Annotated in this window: 20 protein-coding genes; 10 read left to right on the forward strand and 10 right to left on the reverse strand. The window is 68.2% G+C overall.

Features of this window, described 5'->3' with window-relative positions; genetic code table 11:
* Window position 1 precedes the first annotated feature (1 nt).
* The 7 genes from MME74_RS10905 to rpsA form a co-directional block, all read right to left on the reverse strand.
* Entirely contained in the window at window positions 2-583 is a 582-nt protein-coding gene (locus tag MME74_RS10905; protein WP_267415038.1) for a CoA-binding protein, read from the reverse strand.
* A complete protein-coding gene (locus tag MME74_RS10910) occupies window positions 580-1884 on the reverse strand; it encodes an O-acetylhomoserine aminocarboxypropyltransferase/cysteine synthase family protein (RefSeq protein ID WP_267415039.1) in 1305 nt (434 codons plus the stop codon). Before MME74_RS10910 ends, MME74_RS10905 begins: the two co-directional genes overlap by 4 nt.
* Complete coding sequence (gene acs / locus MME74_RS10915) at window positions 1881-3878, reverse strand: acetate--CoA ligase (protein WP_267415040.1); 1998 nt, start codon at window positions 3876-3878, stop codon at window positions 1881-1883. The genes MME74_RS10910 and acs overlap by 4 nt, the downstream gene beginning before the upstream one ends.
* A 2-nt stretch (window positions 3879-3880) precedes the next feature.
* Window positions 3881-4720: an ABC transporter permease gene (locus MME74_RS10920; protein WP_416383343.1), complete on the reverse strand. Its 840-nt coding sequence runs from the start codon at window positions 4718-4720 to the stop codon at window positions 3881-3883.
* A gap of 14 nt (window positions 4721-4734) precedes the next feature.
* A complete protein-coding gene (locus MME74_RS10925; RefSeq protein ID WP_267415041.1) occupies window positions 4735-5775 on the reverse strand; it encodes an aliphatic sulfonate ABC transporter substrate-binding protein in 1041 nt (346 codons plus the stop codon).
* Window positions 5772-6614, reverse strand: a complete 843-nt coding sequence (locus tag MME74_RS10930) for an ABC transporter ATP-binding protein (protein WP_267415042.1) — start codon at window positions 6612-6614, stop codon at window positions 5772-5774. The genes MME74_RS10925 and MME74_RS10930 overlap by 4 nt, the downstream gene beginning before the upstream one ends.
* A 143-nt stretch (window positions 6615-6757) precedes the next feature.
* Entirely contained in the window at window positions 6758-8212 is a 1455-nt protein-coding gene (gene rpsA, locus MME74_RS10935; RefSeq protein ID WP_267415044.1) for a 30S ribosomal protein S1, read from the reverse strand.
* A gap of 286 nt (window positions 8213-8498) precedes the next feature.
* On the opposite strand from rpsA, the gene MME74_RS10940 reads away from it, so the two are divergent.
* From MME74_RS10940 to MME74_RS10950, 3 genes are all read left to right on the forward strand, one after another.
* Window positions 8499-9002 (forward strand): hypothetical protein, encoded by a 504-nt coding sequence (locus MME74_RS10940; RefSeq protein ID WP_267415045.1) that lies wholly within the window; start codon window positions 8499-8501, stop codon window positions 9000-9002.
* 251 nt (window positions 9003-9253) lie between these two features.
* On the forward strand, window positions 9254-9754 hold the full coding sequence (locus tag MME74_RS10945; protein WP_267415046.1) for a hypothetical protein: 501 nt from the start codon (window positions 9254-9256) through the stop codon (window positions 9752-9754).
* Window positions 9755-9786: 32 nt separating this feature from the next.
* Window positions 9787-10731 carry a 5'-3' exonuclease gene (locus MME74_RS10950; protein ID WP_267415047.1) on the forward strand — a complete coding sequence of 315 codons (945 nt, stop codon included), beginning with the start codon at window positions 9787-9789 and terminating at the stop codon, window positions 10729-10731.
* Window positions 10732-10748: 17 nt separating this feature from the next.
* On the opposite strand, the gene MME74_RS10955 is transcribed toward MME74_RS10950, so the two are convergent.
* Both MME74_RS10955 and trpD read right to left on the reverse strand, forming a co-directional pair.
* Window positions 10749-11735, reverse strand: coding sequence for a PHP domain-containing protein (locus MME74_RS10955; protein WP_267415048.1), 987 nt, complete (start codon window positions 11733-11735; stop codon window positions 10749-10751).
* A 2-nt stretch (window positions 11736-11737) separates the two neighbouring features.
* Window positions 11738-12808, reverse strand: coding sequence for an anthranilate phosphoribosyltransferase (gene trpD, locus MME74_RS10960; protein ID WP_267415049.1), 1071 nt, complete (start codon window positions 12806-12808; stop codon window positions 11738-11740).
* Window positions 12809-13096: 288 nt separating this feature from the next.
* Between trpD and MME74_RS10965 the strand changes: the two genes are divergently transcribed.
* From MME74_RS10965 to MME74_RS10995, 7 genes are all read left to right on the forward strand, one after another.
* Window positions 13097-13654, forward strand: a complete 558-nt coding sequence (locus MME74_RS10965; protein ID WP_205828862.1) for a cytochrome c oxidase subunit 3 — start codon at window positions 13097-13099, stop codon at window positions 13652-13654.
* A 20-nt stretch (window positions 13655-13674) separates the two neighbouring features.
* Window positions 13675-14475, forward strand: coding sequence for a c-type cytochrome (locus MME74_RS10970; protein WP_267415050.1), 801 nt, complete (start codon window positions 13675-13677; stop codon window positions 14473-14475).
* A gap of 36 nt (window positions 14476-14511) precedes the next feature.
* A complete protein-coding gene (locus MME74_RS10975) occupies window positions 14512-15588 on the forward strand; it encodes a ubiquinol-cytochrome c reductase iron-sulfur subunit (RefSeq protein ID WP_267415051.1) in 1077 nt (358 codons plus the stop codon).
* Window positions 15585-17399 (forward strand): cytochrome b, encoded by a 1815-nt coding sequence (locus MME74_RS10980; RefSeq protein WP_267415052.1) that lies wholly within the window; start codon window positions 15585-15587, stop codon window positions 17397-17399. Before MME74_RS10975 ends, MME74_RS10980 begins: the two co-directional genes overlap by 4 nt.
* 80 nt (window positions 17400-17479) lie before the next feature.
* On the forward strand, window positions 17480-17890 hold the full coding sequence (locus MME74_RS10985; protein WP_267415053.1) for a RidA family protein: 411 nt from the start codon (window positions 17480-17482) through the stop codon (window positions 17888-17890).
* Window positions 17887-18465, forward strand: a complete 579-nt coding sequence (locus MME74_RS10990) for a GNAT family N-acetyltransferase (RefSeq protein ID WP_267415054.1) — start codon at window positions 17887-17889, stop codon at window positions 18463-18465. Before MME74_RS10985 ends, MME74_RS10990 begins: the two co-directional genes overlap by 4 nt.
* Before the next feature lie 81 nt (window positions 18466-18546).
* A complete protein-coding gene (locus MME74_RS10995; protein ID WP_267415055.1) occupies window positions 18547-18966 on the forward strand; it encodes a rhodanese-like domain-containing protein in 420 nt (139 codons plus the stop codon).
* Window positions 18967-19042: 76 nt separating this feature from the next.
* On the opposite strand, the gene MME74_RS11000 is transcribed toward MME74_RS10995, so the two are convergent.
* Window positions 19043-19477, reverse strand: coding sequence for a cytochrome c oxidase subunit 4 (locus MME74_RS11000; RefSeq protein ID WP_267415056.1), 435 nt, complete (start codon window positions 19475-19477; stop codon window positions 19043-19045).
* Between the last annotated feature and the right edge of the window lies 1 nt (window position 19478).

A 19478-nucleotide genomic window follows, 5' to 3' on the forward strand; every position in this document is an offset into this window, starting at 1 on the left:
CTCAGCGCGCGAGCAGCTGACGCCGCGAGCTGATCACACCCGTGTCGAAGCCCGCCAGATGCAGTCCACCGTGGAAGCGCGCATGCTCGATCTTGATGCACCGGTCCATCACGACCGACACTCCGGCGGCCTCGGCGGTCGCCGCCGCCTCCTCGTTCCACGACCCGAGCTGCAGCCACAGCGTCTGCGCGCCGACATCGATGGCCTCCTGCGCCACGCCGGGGAGGTCGTCGTGACGACGGAACACGTCGACGATGTCGGGCACGACCGGCAGGTCCTTCAGGGACGCGTACACGGGCTGTCCGAGGATCTCGGTCTCGCGCGGGTTCACCAGGTACACGTCGTAGGCCGTACTGGACAGCAGGTACGTGGCGACGAAGAACGACGCGCGCGCCGGGTTGTTCGAGGCCCCGACGATCGCGATCGACTTCGCGCGCCGGAGCAGCGCGAACCGCTCCTGCTGGGTCGGTCCCACCCGGGTCCGGCCGGGCACGGCGGGGGCGCTCCCCGGCAGCGCGCAGGCCGCGGCATCCGTCGGCGTGGGCAGGGCGCAGGCGTCACCGGTGTTCGTCGTCGCAGTCATCGGGTCGCTCCCGTCGCGGTCGTCAGTGCCTGGTCGAGGTCCCAGATGATGTCCTCGGCGTCCTCGAGCCCTACCGAGATGCGGATCAGGTCGGCACGCACACCGGCCGCGACCAGCTGTTCCGCGGTGAGCTGTCGGTGGGTGGTGGAGGCGGGGTGGATGACGAGCGTGCGGGCGTCGCCGATGTTCGCGAGGTGCGAGGCGAGCTGCAGGTTCTCGATGAGCGTCTCCCCCGCGGCCCGGCCGTCCTCCGCGGCGACGCCGAACGCGAAGACCGAGCCGGGTCCGAGCGGCAGGTACTTCGCCGCGCGCTCGTGGTGCGGGTGCCCCTCGAGTCCGGCCCAGGTGACATAGGCTACACGCGGATCCGACTCCAACCAGTCGGCGACGACACGCGCGTTCGCGAGGTGCGCGTCGATGCGCTGCGGGAGCGTCTCGATGCCCTGGAGCAGGTTGAACGCCGACTGCGGGCTGAGCGCCGGGCCGATGTCGCGCAGCTGCTCGGAGCGGAGCTTGGTGAGGAAGCCGTACTCGCCGAAGTTGTCCCACCACTTGATGCCGCCGTAGGACTCGACGGGCTCGGTCATCTGCGGGAACTTGCCGTTGCCCCAGTCGAAGGTCCCCTTCTCGATCACCACGCCGCCGAGGGTCGTGCCGTGTCCGCCGAGGAACTTGGTCACGGAGTGGATCACGATGTCCGCGCCGTGCTCCAGCGGGCGTGCGAGGTACGGGGTCGCGAGGGTCGCGTCCACGACGAGCGGGACTCCCGCATCGTGCGCGACGGCGGCGAGGCCCTCGATGTCGGCGATCTCCCCCGAGGGATTGCCGATCATCTCCACGTAGACCACCTTCGTCTCCGGACGGATCGCGGCCGCGAAGTCGGCCGGGTCCGTCGAGGCGACGAACGTCGTCTCGACCCCGAAGCGGCGCAGGGTGACGTCGAGCTGCGTGACCGTGCCGCCGTACAGCTGCGCGGCGGCGACGACGTGATCTCCGGCGCCGACGAGCGCGGCGAACGTGATGAACTCCGCGCTCATGCCCGAGGCGGTCGCGACGGCGCCGATGCCGCCCTCCAGGGAGGCCAGTCGCTCCTCCAGGGCGGCGACCGTCGGGTTGCCGATCCGGGAGTAGATGTTGCCGTACTTCTGGAGCGCGAAGAGGTTGCCCGCGTCCGCGGCATCGTCGAACACGAAGGACGTGGTCTGGTAGATCGGCACCGCCCTCGCGCCGGTCGCCGCGTCGGGAGTGCCTCCGGCGTGCAGAGCTCTGGTGCGGAATCCGAAGCGGTGTTCTTCCGTCATGCTGTCCTCAGTTCGGCGTCGGCGAGCACGTCGGCGATGTCGTCGACGGCCCAGGGGTTCTGCAGCGATGTGGTGTCGCCGAGCGGCTGCGGCTCGCGGCCGGCTCGGCGATCCTGCTCGGCCTCCCACAACTGTGCCAGGAGTCGGCGCATGATCTTGCCGGACCGCGTCTTCGGCAGGTCGGGGACGATCACGATGTGCTTCGGCTTGGCGACGGGCCCGATCGCCTGCGCCACCTGTGCCCGCAGCGCGGAAGGGGTCACCTCGGCGCGACCGGACGGTGTGACGAAGGCCACGACCGCCTGCCCAGTGACCGGATCGGAGACACCGGCCGAGCCGGCCTCCCCCACGGTCTCGTGGGCGACCAGGGCCGACTCGATCTCGATCGTCGACAGCCGGTGCCCCGACACGTTCACGACGTCGTCGAGGCGTCCCAGGATCCAGATGTACCCGTCGGCATCGCGGGTGGCCCCGTCGCCGGCGACGTAGAAGCCGCCGTGATCGCCTCGACGCGCGTGGGCGGACCAGTACGCGTCGCGGTAACGCGTCGGGTCGCCCCAGACCGTGCGCGCCATCCCCGGCCAGGGACGACGTACCACCAGCGTTCCCGATCGTCCCGGTGCGACCTCATCGCCGTGCTCGTCGACCACCGCGACATCGATGCCCGGCAGCGGGACCGACGCCGAACCCGGCTTGAGGCTCGTCACGCCGGGAAGGGGCGCGATCATCGCCGCTCCGGTCTCCGACTGCCACCAGGTGTCGATCACGGGCAGCTCGTCACGACCGAAGTTCCGCCGGAACCACACCCAGGCCTCGGGGTTGATCGCCTCGCCGACGGTGCCCAGCAGTCGCAGGGTGGAGAGGTCGTGGCCGGATGGCAGCTCGGCACCGAACCAGGTCATGAAGGTGCGGATCAACGTGGGCGCCGTGTAGTACACGGTCACTCCATAGCGCTCGATGATCTCGAGGTGTCTCTCGCGGTGTGGGGCGTCGGGTGTGCCCTCGTAGATGACCTGGGTCAGTCCGTTCGATAGCGGTCCGTAGATCTCGTAGGTGTGCGCGGTGACCCAGGCGAGATCGGCGGTGCACCAGTGCACGTCGTCGGGTTTCGCGTCGAAATGCGCCCAGTGCGCCCAGCTCGCCTGCGCCAGGTAGCCGCCGGACGTATGGACGAGGCCCTTCGGCTTCCCGGTCGTGCCGGAGGTGTAGATGAGGAAGAGCGGATGCTCGGCGTCGAAGGGCTCGGCCTCGTGCACGGGCGAGGCGGTGTCGACGACGTCATGCCACCAGACGTCACGGCCGTCGGTCCATGGCACATCCTGCCCGGTGCGCTGCAGCACGAGCACGTGCTCGAGGTCGGGAAGGTCTGCCGCGGCGACGTCGGCCGTGGATTTCACCTCGGTGGCGGTCCCCCGGCGATACTGGCCGTCACTCGTCACGAGCAGCTTCGCGCCCGTGTCCTCCAGGCGGAACCGCACGGCCTCGGCCGAGAAGCCACCGAAGACGAGGGAGTGCACGGCGCCGATCCGCGCGCAGGCGAGCGTGATGACGACCGTCTCGACGAGGACCGGGAGGTAGATCACGACGCGGTCCCCCGGTCGGATGCCCAGGGCGACGAGTGCGTTGGCGGCGCGGGAGACCCGCTCCTGCAGGTCTGTGTACGTCACCGAGAGCCGATCGCCCGGCTCACCTTCGAAGTGCAGCGCGACCTTGTCTCCGCGGCCTTCCGCGACATGGCGATCCACGCAGTTCACGGCGACGTTGAGCTTCCCGCCGAGGAACCAGCGCGCCGCGGGGACCGCATCTCCCAGCGGCGGATCCCATTCGTGGGCGGTGTGCCACGGCTCCGACCACACCAGTCGGCGCGCGGCCTCCTCCCAGAACGCGACCGGGTCCGCCGCGGCGCGTGCATACGCTTCCGCGGTGACGTTCGCGTCGCTGAACCCGGCGGCGGGCGCGTACACACGCGACTCCTGAAGCCGTGCCTCGGTCATGCTCACACCCACCGGCGCAGCAGGTACTTCTCGAGCAGCGCGAGGATGCCGCTGGTGATCGTGCCGAGCAGGGCGAGCAGCACGATGGAGAGGAGGATGCGGTCGATGCGGCCGGTACTCTGCGAGTCGGTCAGCAGGAAGCCGAGGCCCATGGAGGACGCGATCAGCTCCGCCGCGACGAGGAACAGCCAGGCCTGCGCGAGCGCGAGACGGAGTCCGGCCACGACCGAGGGCACGACGGCGGGAAGCTGCACCGTGCGGAACAGGGACCAGCCGCGCAGGCTGAACGATCGGCCGGCCTCGACGAGGTGCGGGTCGACGTGCCGGAGGGCCGACGCCACCGTCGTGTAGACGGGGAAGAACGCGCCGATCGCGATGAGCGTGACCTTCGACTCCTCGCCGATCTGCATCCAGAGGATGAGGAGCGGCACCCAGGCGAGCGACGGGACGGCCCGGACCGCCGCGAGCGTCGGGCTGAGAAGCACGTCGCCCCAGCGGGACAGCCCCACGATCCCGGCAGCCGCGAGCCCGATGACGGAGCCGATCGCGAAGCCGAGCAGCACGCGCTGGACGGAGATCGCGATGTGGGTCCAGAGCTGCCCGCTCTCGGCCAGTTCGACGCCGGCCTGATAGACGGACGCAGGTGTGGGGAGGCGATACGGCTCGACGAGGCCCGACGTCGTCACGAGCTGCCAGACGAGGAGGATGACGGCCGGCAGCAGGAGTCCGCCGAGGATCCGCACCGCAGGACGATCCCACACGTGACGGGTCACCGCCCCGGTGCTCCGAGACTTCCCCTGGGCGAAGTCGAGCGCGTCCCGCGAGTCCGCGGGGACGATCAGCCGGTCGGGAATCGTCACTCGCCGCCGACCGCCTTCTTCGCGAACGTGTCGTTGACGATGGAGGACAGCGCCTTGTCGACCGAGTCCTGCCCGCCCTGCACGTCGCCGGATTCGACGAGCACCGGGGCGATCTTCTCGAGCACGGCGACCTGGTCCGCGCCGGGGATGCCGCTGACGTCGAGGTTCGAGCGCTCCTGGATCACCGTGGTGGCGACCGCGGGGTCGATGCCGGCGACCTCGGCGAGCAGGGCCGCGGTCTCGTCGGGGTTCGCGAGTGCCCACTCCCGCGCCTGCTCGTAGGCGTCGACGACGGCCTGAGCGAGGTCGGGGTGGTTCGTCACGAAGTCCTCGGTGGCGTTGAGGAACCCGTACGTGTTGAAGTCCACGTTGCGGTAGATGAGCTTGTCGCCCGACTCGACCTCGGCTGCGGCCATGATCGGGTCGAGGCCGGCCCAGGCGTCGACCGAGCCGCCGTCGAGCGCGGCACGGCCGTCGGCGTGCTGCAGGTTCTGCACCTCCACGTCGGAGAGGGACAGGCCACCCTCCTCCAGCGCCTGGAGCAGGAAGAAGTAGGGGTCCGTGCCCTTGGTCGCCGCGATCGACGCACCCTTGAGGTCTTCGACCGACGTGATGTCGCTGTCCGGGCCGACGGCGATGGCCGCCCACTCGGGCTGCGAGAAGATGTCGATCACCTGGATGGGCGAGCCGTTCGCGCGGGCGAGCAGCGCCGCCGATCCCGCGGTCGATCCGACGTCGACCGAACCGGAGCGGAGGAGCTCGTTGGCCTTGTTGGAGCCGGCGGACTGCACCCACTCGACCGTGACGTCGTCACCGAGGATGTCCTCGAGGATGCCCTGGTCGCGGATCACGAGGCTCAGGGGGTTGTACGTCGCGAAGTCGATCGAGAGCGTGTCCGACGACCACTCGGTCGCGCCGGAGGTGGGCTTCGTGTCGGTCGCGCCGGCATTCTCCCCCGCGAGGCATCCGGTCGCGACGAGCATCATCGTCCCGGCGATCGCGATCGCGGGGATGATTCGGCGGGTGATGGTGCTCATCGGGTCTCCTCGGTGATGCTGTGGTGGGTGTCGACGCCGAGACCTTCGAGAAGATCGGCGCGCAGGTCGGCGAGACCGCGGTCGGCGCGGTCTCGGGGGCGGATGCCCGGCACGGAGATCGTGCGGGCGATCGAGGTCTCCGTACCCTCGGTAAGGGTGCGCAGCAGCAGGACCCGGTCGGCGAGGTACAGGGCCTCTTCGACGTCGTGCGTGACGAGCAGGACCGTGGTCGGCTCGGCCGCATGGATCTTCAGGAGCAGGTCGTGCATGCGCAAGCGTGTGAGCGCGTCGAGGGCGCCGAAGGGTTCGTCGAGGAGCAGCACGCCGGGGTTGCGGGCGAGCGCTCGGGCGAGGGACGCGCGCTGCGCCATGCCGCCGGACACCTCGCGCGGACGCTGGTCGGCGGCGTGATCCAGTCCGACCAGGTGCAGCAGCTCGCGCACGCGCTCCCGGCCCGCACGGCGAGGAGTGCCGCGCCGCAGGCCGAGCTCCACGTTCTGGGCGATCGTGCGCCACGGCAGCAGTCGTGGTTCCTGGAATGCGATCGCGGTGCGCTCGTCCACGTCGGCGACGCCGATGCCGTCGAGGCGGATGCCGCCGCGCGTAGGCACGTCGAGCCCGCCGATGAGGCGCAGCAGCGTCGACTTCCCGCATCCGGAGGGCCCGACGACCGCGACGATCTCGCCGGCCGCGATGTCGAGGTCGATCCCCCGGAGGACATCGCGCCTTCCATGCGGCAGCGGGAAGGAGCGGTCGATACCGTCGAGACGCACGGCCTGCGCGGTCCCCGCCGTCGTCGAGACGTCGGCGTTGCGCGACGCGGGCAGCAGGGCGGTCATTCCCTCATGCTGTCGGAGGGCATCGAATGTTACGAATGCGGTCGTAATGTTCCGTCACGCAACGGAATCCGCACTTCCGGACATGCGAAACGGGCCGCCACACCCGCCCGAAGGCGGGGTGACGACCCGTTTCAGAGTGCTGCTTAAGCGTTGCCGCCCGAGAGCTTCTCGCGCAGAGCCGCGAGTGCCTCGTCGTCCGCGAGGGTGCCGGCGCCGGCAGCCTCGCTGGTGAAGGACTGGCCGCCGAAGTCTTCGCCGGCCGCAGCCTCGGCCTCGGCCGCCTTGACGACCTGAGCCTTGTGCGCCTCCCAGCGAGCCTGGGCTGCAGCGTACTCCTGCTCCCATGCCTCGCGCTGGGCGTCGAAGCCTTCCTTCCACGCACCGGTCTCGGCGTCGAAGCCCTCCGGGTACTTGTACTCGCCGTTCTCGTCGTACTCGGCGAGCATGCCGTACAGGGCCGGGTCGAACTCGGTGCCGTTGGGGTCGACCGACTCGTTGGCCTGCTTCAGCGACAGCGAGATGCGACGACGCTCGAGGTCGATGTCGATGACCTTGACGAAGACCTCTTCGCCGACCGACACGACCTGCTCAGCCAGCTCAACGTGCTTGCTGGAGAGCTCGGAGATGTGGACGAGGCCCTCGATGCCGTCTGCGACGCGAACGAACGCACCGAACGGAACGAGCTTGGTGACCTTACCCGGCGTGACCTGACCGATCGCGTGGGTACGGGCGAAGACCTGCCACGGGTCCTCCTGCGTCGCCTTCAGCGACAGGGAGACGCGCTCGCGGTCGAGGTCGACCTCGAGGATCTCGACGGTGACCTCCTGGCCCACCTCGACGACCTCGGAGGCGTGCTCGATGTGCTTCCAGGACAGCTCGGAGACGTGCACGAGGCCGTCCACGCCGCCCAGGTCGACGAACGCACCGAAGTTGACGATCGACGACACGACACCCTTGCGGACCTGACCCTTGTGCAGGTTGTTCAGGAACGTGGTGCGCGACTCCGACTGCGTCTGCTCGAGCAGCGCGCGGCGGCTGAGGACGACGTTGTTGCGGTTCTTGTCGAGCTCGAGGATCTTGGCCTCGATCTCCTGGCCCAGGTACGGCGTGAGGTCGCGGACGCGACGCAGCTCGATGAGCGAAGCCGGGAGGAAGCCACGGAGTCCGATGTCGACGATGAGTCCACCCTTGACGACCTCGATGACCGTACCGGTGACGACGCCGTCGTTCTCCTTGATCTTCTCGACGTCTCCCCAGGCACGCTCGTACTGAGCACGCTTCTTGGAGAGGATCAGACGGCCTTCCTTGTCCTCCTTCTGGAGAACGAGGGCCTCGACCTGGTCGCCGACAGCGACGACCTCGTTGGGGTCGACGTCGTGCTTGATCGAGAGCTCGCGCGAGGGGATGACACCCTCGGTCTTGTAGCCGACATCGAGGAGGACCTCATCGCGGTCGATCTTGACGATCGTGCCCTCGATGATGTCGCCGTCGTTGAAGAACTTCAGGGTCTTCTCGACCGCGGCCAGGAAGTCCTCAGCAGATCCGATGTCGTTGATGGCGACCTGCTTGGTGGCCGGGGCGGTCGTTGCGGTAGTCATGTAGTGGGTTGTCCTTGTGAATGGAGACTCAGGCTGGGAGGCAAAGACCGCGCACGGCCGACTGCATGCTTCACAGCAGTTGGATTTTGGTTTTCTTGTCACGAGGGCACGCGAAGCACGCCACGAGTGACAATTCAGGCTATCAGAAGTTGGGATGCCGCAGGAAGAGCGCGTCCGTCCCTCACCTGTGGATAACTCCCGCGGGGCCTCGGGCATTCCGCCTACCGTGACCCGGGTGACTCCCGCTCCTCCCCGACTCTCGTCCACACGGGTCGTCTGCGCCGGCATGCTCGTCGTCGCAGCGATGCTGACCGCCTGCTCCCCGACGCCGACCCCCACGCCCACGCCGACTCCGCTGTTCGCCTCCGAAGCCGAAGCCTTCGCCGCAGCCGAGGCGACGTATAGCGCGTACAACGACGCGCTGAACCAAGTGGACTTCTCAGAAACGACGACGTTCGAAGCCGTCTTCGCGCTTCTCTCCGGCACCGCAGCGAGTTCGACGCGAGAGGCCTTTAGCCGCTTGCACGCCGAGAAGACGCGAGTGGTTGGCCAGACGCACTATTACTCATTTTCAGGCGCCACTGTCGACTGGATTGCCGGGCTGGTACATGCCAACGTTTGCGTGGACGTAAGCGACGTGGATGTTCTCGATGCGTCCGGCGCATCAATCGTGTCTGCCGACCGGCCGCCTCATCAGCCGATGACCATCACGTTCTCCAAGAACTCCGTCGCCACGCCGCTCACGATCTCCGATCTCGAAGGCACGGGTGAGTACGAGTGCGCGGGCTGATCTTGGTGGGGGTGTTCCTCGCCTTCCTACTACCCGCCCCTCCACTCTCACCCAGCGCCTGCAACGCTGCAGTTTCTGTGACTACGGGGTGCGTCACAAACAGCGGGAGCCAACTCTCGGTCACTGGGGAAAAAACTCAGACGTCTGACGGCGGTCCACCTTCCGCGCCTCCCGCCCAGGCTGAAGAGGAGGTATCCCTCTGCGATCCCGACGCCGTCCGCATCATGGGCTGCGGGATCGACGCGGTCAAGGTGACCACCGACGAGGGCCGGCCGATCACGATCACCGACGTCGCGCAGTTCGCGCCGGATCCGGTGCGGACGATCGCCGAGCCGGAAGACGTCGGCATCGCCGGCTTGCCCACCAACATCGTCGCCTCGGCATCTGCGCAGACGCGCACCGGGGAGCTCTTCGGCAAGCCGGTCACGGTGCGCTTCACCCCCGTCGGCGTCGACTTCGACTACGGCGACGGCGCGAAGAGCACGTCCACGAACGGCGGGCTGACCTGGGCGGCCCTCGATCAGGCTCCGTTCACGCCCACCTCCACGAGCCATACGTATCGCGACCGCGGCACCTACGACGCGCGCGCCTCCGTCCGGTATTCGGCCGAGGTCGACATCGGCGGCGGATGGTTCTCAGTGGCGGGTGAGCTCACGGTGAACGGCACGACGCAGCAGGTCCGCATCTTCGAGGCGCGCACCGCCCTCGTCGCACGCACCTGCGCCGAGCAGCCCCAGGCCCCGGGGTGCTGACCGCGGGGGCGAGCGCGCTCTACGCTGAGTCCATGACCCGCGCCGATCGCCTCATGCTGCTCGACACCGCCAGCCTCTACTTCCGCGCCTTCTACGGCGTCCCCGACAAGGTGACGGCCCCGGACGGTTCGCCGATCAACGCCGCGCGCGGTCTGCTCGACATCATCGCGAAGCTCGTCACCCTCTACGAGCCCACGCACGTGATCGCCTGCTGGGACGACGACTGGCGCCCGCAGTGGCGCGTCGATCTCATCCCGAGCTACAAGACCCACCGCGTGGTGGAGGTCGTGGCGAGCGGACCGGATGTCGAGGAGATCCCCGACCCGCTCGAGGCACAGATCCCCCTGATCCGCGAGACGCTCGCCGCGATCGGCATCCCCATCATCGGGGTGGCCGAGCACGAGGCGGACGACGTCATCGGAACCCTCGCCACGAACGCCACGATGCCGGTCGACATCGTCACCGGCGACCGGGACCTGTTCCAGCTCGTCGACGACGCGCGCGACGTCAGGGTCATCTACACGGCGAAGGGCATGAGCAACCTGGAGATCGTGACCGACGCCACCGTCGTCGCGAAGTACAGCGTCCTCCCCTCGCAGTATGCGGACTTCGCCACCATGCGCGGCGATGCATCCGACGGGCTGCCCGGCGTCGCCGGAGTCGGCGAGAAGACGGCGGCCACTCTCCTGCAGACGCACAGCGACCTGGACGGTATCCGCGCTGCGGCCGAAGCCGGCGAAGGGATGAGCGCCGGGGTCCGCGCGAAGCTGCTGGCGGCGACCGCCTATCTCGACGTCGCACCGACCGTCGTCGCGGTCGCCACCTCGCTTCCGATCAGCGCGCCCGATGTGCCCCTGCACGTGCTCGATCCCGCCGAGGCGGACGCGGCGACCGCCCTCGCCGAGAAGTGGAACCTCGGCGGTTCGATGGCCCGGGCGGTCGCGGCCGTCTCGAACGCCGCCCTGCCCGCGAGCTGACCGCATTCAGCGGCGGATCACTCTGCCCAGGCCAGCAGACGCGAGAGACCCCAGGTCGTCACGATGCGCGCTGCGGGGATCCCGGCCCGCTCGGCGCGCTCGGCGCCATGATCCAGCAGCGAGAGCTGTCCCGGCGCATGGGCGTCCGAGTCGATCGAGAACAGGCATCCGGCCTCGAGGGCGATGGCGATCAGCTCGTCCGGCGGGTCCTGCCGTTCCGGCCGCGAGTTGATCTCGACCGCGACGCCGTTCTCGGCACACGCCGCGAACACCGCGGCGGCGTCGAACTCCGACGGCGACCGGGTGCCGCGATCCCCCTGAACGAGACGCCCCGTGCAGTGTCCGAGGACGTTCACCCGCGGATGCGACACCGCGGCGATCATCCGGGCCGTCATCGGACGGGCATCCATGCGCAGCTGGGAATGCACGGACGCCACGACGATGTCGAGTTCACCGAGGAGGTCGTCCTCCTGGTCGAGTCGGCCGTCCTCCAGGATGTCGACCTCGATCCCCGCGAGGAGCGTGAAACCGTCACCGGACTCCGCGCGCACCAACGGGATCTGCTCGCGGAGCCGCTCGGCGGACAGCCCCCGCGCGACGCGGAGACGAGGAGAGTGGTCCGTGATCGCCTGGTACTCATGGCCCTGTGCCCGCGCGGCGGCGGCCATGACCGCGATCGGCGTCGTGCCGTCCGACCAGTCGGTGTGGGCATGCAGATCGCCGCGCAGCTTGGCTCGGAGTGCCGACACCCGCTCGGGTTCGACGTCGCCGCGCAACTCCACCAGGTAGTCGGGGACCTCCCCGGCCTGCGCCTGACGGATCACCGCGAACGTGGATTCGCCGATCCCCTTGGCCGCGCGCAGCCGCGTGGGATCGGCCCGGACGTCGTCCGGGAGATCCTGCAGCGTCGCTGCGGCCTGGCGGAACGCCTTCGCCCGATACCGCGACGCCCGCTCCCGCTCCAGGAGGGAGGCGATCTCCAGCAGGGCGTCGACGGGGTCCATGGTCACTCCTGCGGCGTCGACAGCTCGCGACTCACGCCGATCCACTGATCGAGCTTCGCCAGCGCACGGCCGTCGTCGACGGCTGCGGCGGCCTTGTCGTAGCCATCGCGCAGACGCTCGAGGATCGGCCGCTGCACCTGGCCGGCGTCCTGCGACAGCTCGAACGCGACGATGCCCGCTGCGGCGTTGAGCAGCACGATGTCCCGCACGGCGCCCGTCTCGCCCGCCAGCGTCCGCCGGAGCACGTCCGCGTTGTGCTGCGGCGAACCGCCGATGAGGTCCGCGAGGTCCGCGACCGGGATGCCGAGGTCGCGCGGGTCGAGGTCGTGCTCGTGGATGTCTCCGCGCGTGACCTCCCAGATCCGGCTGTGCCCGGTCGTGGTCAGCTCATCGAGTCCGTCATCGCCGCGGAAGACGAGGGCCGTCGCGCCGCGGGTCCGGAAGACGCCGGTGATCAGCGGGACGCGCTCGATCTGCGCCACGCCGACCGCGTTGGCCTCGGCGCGCGCAGGATTGCACAGCGGGCCGAGCATGTTGAAGACCGTGGGCACACCGAGCTCCGCGCGGACGGACCCCGCGTGCTTGAACCCGGGATGGAACGCGCCGGCCCAGGCGAACGTGATGCCGGTGCGATCGAGGATGGATGCGACGGCAGCGGGGTCGAGCGACAGCTCGAGGCCGAGCGCGCCGAGCACGTCGGACGAACCGGAGGCGGAGCTGGCCGCGCGGTTGCCGTGCTTGACGACCGGGACGCCTGTGGCGCCGATGATGATCGCCGCGGTGGTGGAGACGTTCACGGTTCCGACGCGATCGCCGCCGGTCCCGACGATGTCGAGCACGTCGGGCGAGACGGGCAGCGGCACGGCGGCCTCGAGGATCGCGTCGCGGAAGCCGACGATCTCATCGATCGTCTCGCCCTTGGCGCGGAGCGCGACGAGGAAGCCCGCGAGCTGAGCCTCGCTCACACTCCCCTGCATGATCTGACGCATCGCCCACGTGGACTCCCAGACGCTGAGGTCACGACGCTCCAGCAACGAGGTGAGCAGGTCGGACCAGGTCAGGGAATCAGCCATGTGTGCGATCCTATCGGCGCGGAGAAAACATGCAGATGCTTCCGAGCGCATGTGCACTCCACGCCCATCCCTTGTTTCCCGCGGATTCACCGGGTATTCGCAGTGTTTTCTTAGGGTCCCCTAAGTCATCGACGGGCGAATCGAAGGCCGTCGGTGCAAGAATCACGCCCGAGGATCGGCCATAATGGAGGGGTGACGACCTCAGCGACGTATGCCCCGGCGGCGAGAACGATTAAGCGGCCCAACCCGGTAGCTGTCGGCACCATTGTGTGGCTCGGCAGTGAGGTGATGTTCTTCGCGGGACTCTTCGCGATCTACTTCACCCTCCGCAGCACCTCCCCGGAGCTGTGGGCCGACCGGACCGAGCTGCTGAACGTCCCGTTCGCCGCAGTCAACACAGCCATCCTGGTGCTCTCCTCGTTCACGTGCCAGATGGGCGTGTTCGCGGCGGAAGACCTGCAGCCGTACAAGATCGGCAAGGGCCAGAAGAACGGCGCCGGACGCCGTCGCCTCTTCGGCTGGGGCATGGTGGAGTGGTTCTTCCTCACCTTCGCCCTCGGCGCGATCTTCGTCTCCGGCCAGGTCTGGGAGTACGCCCAGCTCGTCGCTGAAGGCATGCCGATCAACGCCGACTCGTACGCCTCCGCGTTCTACCTGACGACCGGCTTCCACGCCCTGCACGTCACCGGTGGCCTGGTCGCGTTCCTGCTCGTCATCGGCCGCGCGTACGCCGTCAAGAACTTCCGGCACAAAGAGGCGACCTCCTCGATCGTGGTGTCCTACTACTGGCACTTCGTCGACGTCGTCTGGATCGTGCTGTTCCTCGTTATCTACTTCCTGAAATAAGAGCGGAGCTGATCCCCGAGATGGCACGAGAGAAGAAGCGCCGTTCCAGCGGTCGTCGCAGCCCTTTGGCGGCGGCCGCGCTCATCGGAGCAGGCCTCATGATCACCGGCGCTGTGTACGCCGGTGCGTCCGCGGCGTTCGCTGCGACCGACACGCAGACCGCATCGACCCAGCTGACCGTCGAAGACGGCAAGAAGCTATTCCAGGCGAACTGCGCCACCTGCCACGGCCTCGACCTGCAGGGAACCGCCAACGGACCGAGCCTCTACGGCGTCGGCGAGCTGGCGACCGAGTTCCAGCTGTCGACCGGACGCATGCCCCTGCAGATGCAGGGACCGCAGGCGCCCCAGAAGGCACCGCAGTTCACCGAGGACCAGATCCTCGCGATCTCGTCCTTCGTGCAGTCGGAGGCCCCCGGCCCGACCTTCCCCGCTGACCGCATCCTCGACGGAGAGGGCGACGTCGCACACGGCGCCGAGCTCTTCCGTGTGAACTGCGCCATGTGCCACAACGTGGCCGCGGCCGGCGGTGCGCTCACCGAGGGCAAGTACGCCCCGGCCCTGACCGAGACCAGCGCGCTGCACATCTACGCGGCCATGGTCACCGGCCCGCAGAACATGCCGGTCTTCGGCGACATGAACCTGTCCGACGAGGACAAGCGCGACATCATCTCGGCTCTGCTCTTCCAGCAGCAGTCCGTGCAGATCGGCGGATTCTCGCTCGGTTCGCTCGGACCGGTCTCCGAGGGCCTGTTCGTCTGGATCTTCGGAATCGGCGCACTCGTCGCCGTCACCGTGTGGATCACGGCGAAGTCCAACTGACGCTTATTCATCGAAGAGGAACGTACGAGGAGCACCATGGCACACGACGACGACTCGCAGGCTCTTGACAGGGCCTACCAGCCCTCTCCGGGGCTGGGTGTCGCAGTCAGCGATCCCGTGCAGAACCCCGGCCTTCCGCCGCACCGCGAGCGGATGACCGACAAGGACCCGCGCGCTGAGAAGGCCGCTGTCCGCACCGTCTACACGCTGTTCTACCTCTCGCTCGCGGGAAGCATCTGGGCGGTCGCCGCCTACATGCTGTTCCCGATCGAGAGCGGCGCGCTCATCGACATCCGGCAGAACAACCTCTTCATCGGTCTCGGTATCGCTCTCGCGCTGCTGGCCCTCGGCATCGGTGCGATCCACTGGTCCAAGGCGCTCATGTCCGACAAGGAGTTCATCGAGCACCGCCACCCCACCCGTGGCAAGGACGCGACCCGCGAGGCGGCCATCCAGGCCTTCGCCGACGCGAACGAGGAGTCCGGTTTCGGCCGTCGCACGGTCATCCGCAACTCGTTGTTCGCCGCCATCGTCGCCTCGATCATCCCGGGCGTCGCGCTGTTCCGCGGTCTCGCCCCTCACTCCACGCCGGAGGACCCCACCGCGGGTGACCCGGTCGTGCTGCTCAAGCACACGATGTGGGAGAAGGGCGCCCGCCTGGTCCGCGACCCCGACGGCACGCCCATCCGTGCCGCGGACGTCACGATCGGCTCCGCGTTCCACGTGATCCCCGAAGAGCTCGCGACCCTCAGCCACCACGACGGCTACCTCGAGGAGAAGGCCAAGGCCATCGTGCTGATGATGCGCCTGCGCCCCGAGCAGCTGATCGAGGCCGAGGACCGCAAGGACTGGTCCTACGACGGCATCGTCGCGTACTCCAAGGTCTGCACGCACGTCGGTTGCCCCGTGGCACTGTACGAGCAGCAGACTCACCACCTGCTGTGCCCGTGCCACCAGTCGCAGTTCGACGTCACGGACCACGCAAAGGTCATCTTCGGCCCGGCGGCTCGTCCGCTGCCGCAGCTGCCCATCACCGTCGATGACGAGGGCTACCTGGTCGCACGCAGCGACTTCAAGGAACCCGTCGGCCCGAGCTTCTGGGAGCGCCATTGAGCACCGCAACGCTGTCCAAAGAGGACAAGGACACCAAGGCGCCGCTCGGCGGACGCTTCGTGGGTGCCGCGTCGAACTACATCGATGAGCGCACCAGCCTCTCCGGCTTCGTCAAGGAGCTCGGACGCAAGATCTTCCCCGACCACTGGTCGTTCATGCTCGGCGAGATCGCGCTGTGGAGCTTCGTCGTCGTGTTCCTCTCCGGAACCTTCCTGACGTTCTTCTTCCAGGCGTCCATGGTCGAGACGCACTACACCGGCGCCTACGCTCCGATGCGCGGCATCGAGATGTCCGCCGCGCTGGAGTCGTCGCTGCACATCTCGTTCGACCTGCGCGGTGGTCTCCTGGTCCGCCAGATCCACCACTGGGCCGCGCTCGTGTTCATCGCCGGCATCGGCGTGCACATGCTTCGCGTGTTCTTCACGGGTGCCTTCCGCAAGCCGCGCGAGCTGAACTGGGTGATCGGCTTCATCCTGTTCATCCTCGCGATGGCCGAGGGCTTCACGGGCTACTCGCTCCCCGACGACCTGCTCTCGGGTAACGGCCTCCGCATCATCGACGGCATGATCAAGGGTCTCCCGCTGATCGGCACCTGGACCTCGTTCCTCCTCTTCGGCGGCGAGTTCCCCGGTACCGACATCGTCGGACGCCTGTACACGCTGCACATCCTGCTCCTGCCGATGCTCGTCATCGCGCTGATCGTCGTGCACCTGATGCTCATGATCATCAACAAGCACACGCAGTTCGCCGGCCCCGGCCGCACGAACGACAACGTCGTGGGCTACCCGATGATGCCGGTGTACATGTCCAAGATGGGCGGCTACCTGTTCATCGTCTTCGGCACCATCGTGCTGATCGCGACGTTCTTCCAGATCAACCCGATCTGGAACTACGGCCCGTACGACCCCTCCCCTGTTTCCGCCGGTACCCAGCCCGACTGGTACATCGGATTCGCCGACGGTGCGCTGCGACTGGCTCCGTCGAACTGGGACATCGTGTTCCTGAACCACACCTGGTCGTTCGGAATCATCGCCCCGGTCCTGGTCCTCGGTCTGTTCATCGTCGCCGTCGCGATCTACCCCTTCATCGAGGCATGGGTCACGGGCGACAAGCGCGAGCACCACATCGCCCAGCGTCCGCGCAACGCGGCGACGCGTACCGCGATCGGTGTCGCCGGTGTCATCTTCTACGCAGTCCTGTGGGCCGCGGCCTCCTCCGACCTCATCGCGACGCACTTCATGCTCACGATGGAGGGCGTCATCCACACGCTCCAGGCTCTGCTCTTCCTGGGCCCGATCCTCGGCTACTTCGTCACGAAGCGCATCTGCATCGCGCTGCAGAAGAAGGACCGCGAGATCGTGCTGCACGGCTTCGAGTCCGGCCGCATCGTCCGCCTCCCCGGCGGCGAGTTCATCGAGGTGCACCAGCCGGTCGACAAGTACGACCGGTGGAAGCTCATCGACGTCGACGGCTACGAGCCCCTCGTGGTGCGTCCGAACGCCAAGGGTCGTATCCCGTGGACGGAGAACCTCCGTTCCTCGATCTCCCGCTGGTTCTTCGAAGACCGTCTCGCGCCGCTCACGCAGGCCGAGGTCGAGGCCGCCGATGCACACCAGCACCACGTCACGGCTCACAACGACGAGACCGAGGTCGCCGAGATCCAGGGTGCTCACGAGCGCGCCGGTTTCCCGGACGCCCCGCTCACGGTCGATGAGACCCACGTGGACGAGACGCCGAACACCCCGAGCACCGTGATCGCCACGGAGCCGGTGAAGAAGCCTCGTAACAAGAAGTCGGAGGATGGCGAGTAGTCGCCACTCCCCCTCTTGAAGAAGGCCTCGTCCCTGCGGACGGGGCCTTCTTCGTCACCCCTCAATGAAAGGATCGAACCATGTCTTCCGTCGTCCAGCTGATCCGTTCCGAAAGCCTCGCCGACACCCCCTACGCCTATGCTGCGACGGCGCCCGCCGGATCCCGGCTGATCTTCCTCGCAGGCGCCTGCCCCCTCAACGACGATGGCACCACGGCCGCGCCCGGTGACTACGCGGCCCAGGCAGCACGCTGCGTCGAGACGCTGAAGGGCGCCCTGGAGGTCTCCGGAGCGACTCTCACGGACGTGATCAGCACGCGCGTCCTCGTGGCCTCCTCCGCGCAGGCAGACCTCGTGACGGCGTGGGACGTCATCCATGCCGCGTTCGGCGATCACGATGTGCCGAGCACCCTCCTGGGCGTCACCGTCCTCGGATACGACGACCAGCTCGTCGAGATCGAGGCGATCGCCGCCGTCGCCGCGGAGTCATGACGGACATCGAGGTCCGCCCGGCGGGCCCCGCCGATGAGGCTGCGACCGAGCAGATCGAGATCGAAGCGGATGCCCTGCTCGTGGAACGCTTCGGAGCCGAGGACTGGCCTCCGCCCACTCCCCCGCACGAGCGCACGATCACGCCCGGATTCGTCCTCGTCGCAGCGACGCAGGACACGGAGACGCGGGACACGGAGACGCGAGACGCGGGCACAGAAGGCACGGAGGCGCGAGACGACGGAGCCGCTCCTCACCTGGTCGTCGGATTCGTGCACGTTCTGGAGCTCGACGGGCACGCCCACCTCGAGCAGCTCTCCGTCCTCCCGGCGTTCGGTCGACGGGGAATCGGCCGGCGACTCGTCGAAGCCGCACTCGCCGAAGCTCGGGAACGCGGGCACACGGAGATCACGCTCCGCACCTATGCCGAGGTTCCGTGGAACGCGCCGTTCTACGCCTCCTGCGGGTTCGTCGTGACGGAGCCGGACACCCCGCTGCACCAGGAACTCGTTCGCACCGAGGCGGCGCTCGGCCTCTTCGCCTACGGTCCGCGCGTGCAGATGACCGCCGCCCTCTGAGTCCGCATCCTGACCGCATTCGAACGCACGTCGACGGGAATCCGCTGCGTCGCCCTCGCGGCGTGACTCTAGGCTGAGTGGATGATCGACCGCATCGACTACTACCAGGCCAAGCTCGCCTACGAGACGGACGCCAGCGACGTGTATGCCGCGCGGAAGGCCGGCGAGAACGTCGTCGTCGTCGATGTCCGCTCCGAGGAGGCCTGGGCGCAGGGCCGCGTCGCCGGTGCCGTGCATATGCACTACAGCGAGATCGCCGCACGCGCGGCGGCCGAGGTCCCCACGGATGCCGACGTCGTCGTCTACTGCTGGAGCCCCGGATGCAACGCCGGCGCGAAGGGCGCGCTCGAGTTCGCGCGACTCGGCTATCGCGTCCGGGAGATGATCGGCGGTTTCGAGTACTGGGTGCGTGAGGGCTACCCCGTGGAGGACGCGGACGGTGTCCACCATCGTCCTGTGGATCCCCTCACCGGCATCGCTCGCGTCCGGACGCGGGCCTGAGCGTCCTCACTTCCTGAGCCTGCGCACACGAAGAAGGCCCCCGGACGGATCCGGGGGCCTTCTTCGTTGCGTGGACTCAGCGGGCGAAGTTGCCGCGGTAGTACTCGTACACCCAGCCGACGATCGCGACGACGAAGATCGCGAGACCGATCGGGAGCAGGAAGTGTCCGACGGCGAGACCGACGACGAAGATTCCGGCCGAGGCGGCGAGGACGATGGGCCACCAGGACCACGGGCTGAACTCGCCGAGCTCCGGGTCACCGTCATCGATGTCCGACGTCAGGATGTCTTCCGGAAGCTCGCCCTGCTGGGCCTTGTGCGTGCGATCGAGGTAGAACGCGATCATGGCCGCCATGAAGGCCGCGAAGAACAGCGCCACGGTTCCGACCCACTCGACCCGCATCGCGAACTCGGGGCTCGGCGTGGCCAGGATGTGCCAACCGGTGTAGATCACACCGACGAGGGCGAAGAACGCCGTCAGAATCCACCAGAGAATGACATTGTCGCGCATG

Source organism: Microbacterium oxydans, assembly GCF_026559675.1.
GTDB classification, from domain to species: Bacteria; Actinomycetota; Actinomycetes; order Actinomycetales; family Microbacteriaceae; genus Microbacterium; species Microbacterium oxydans_D.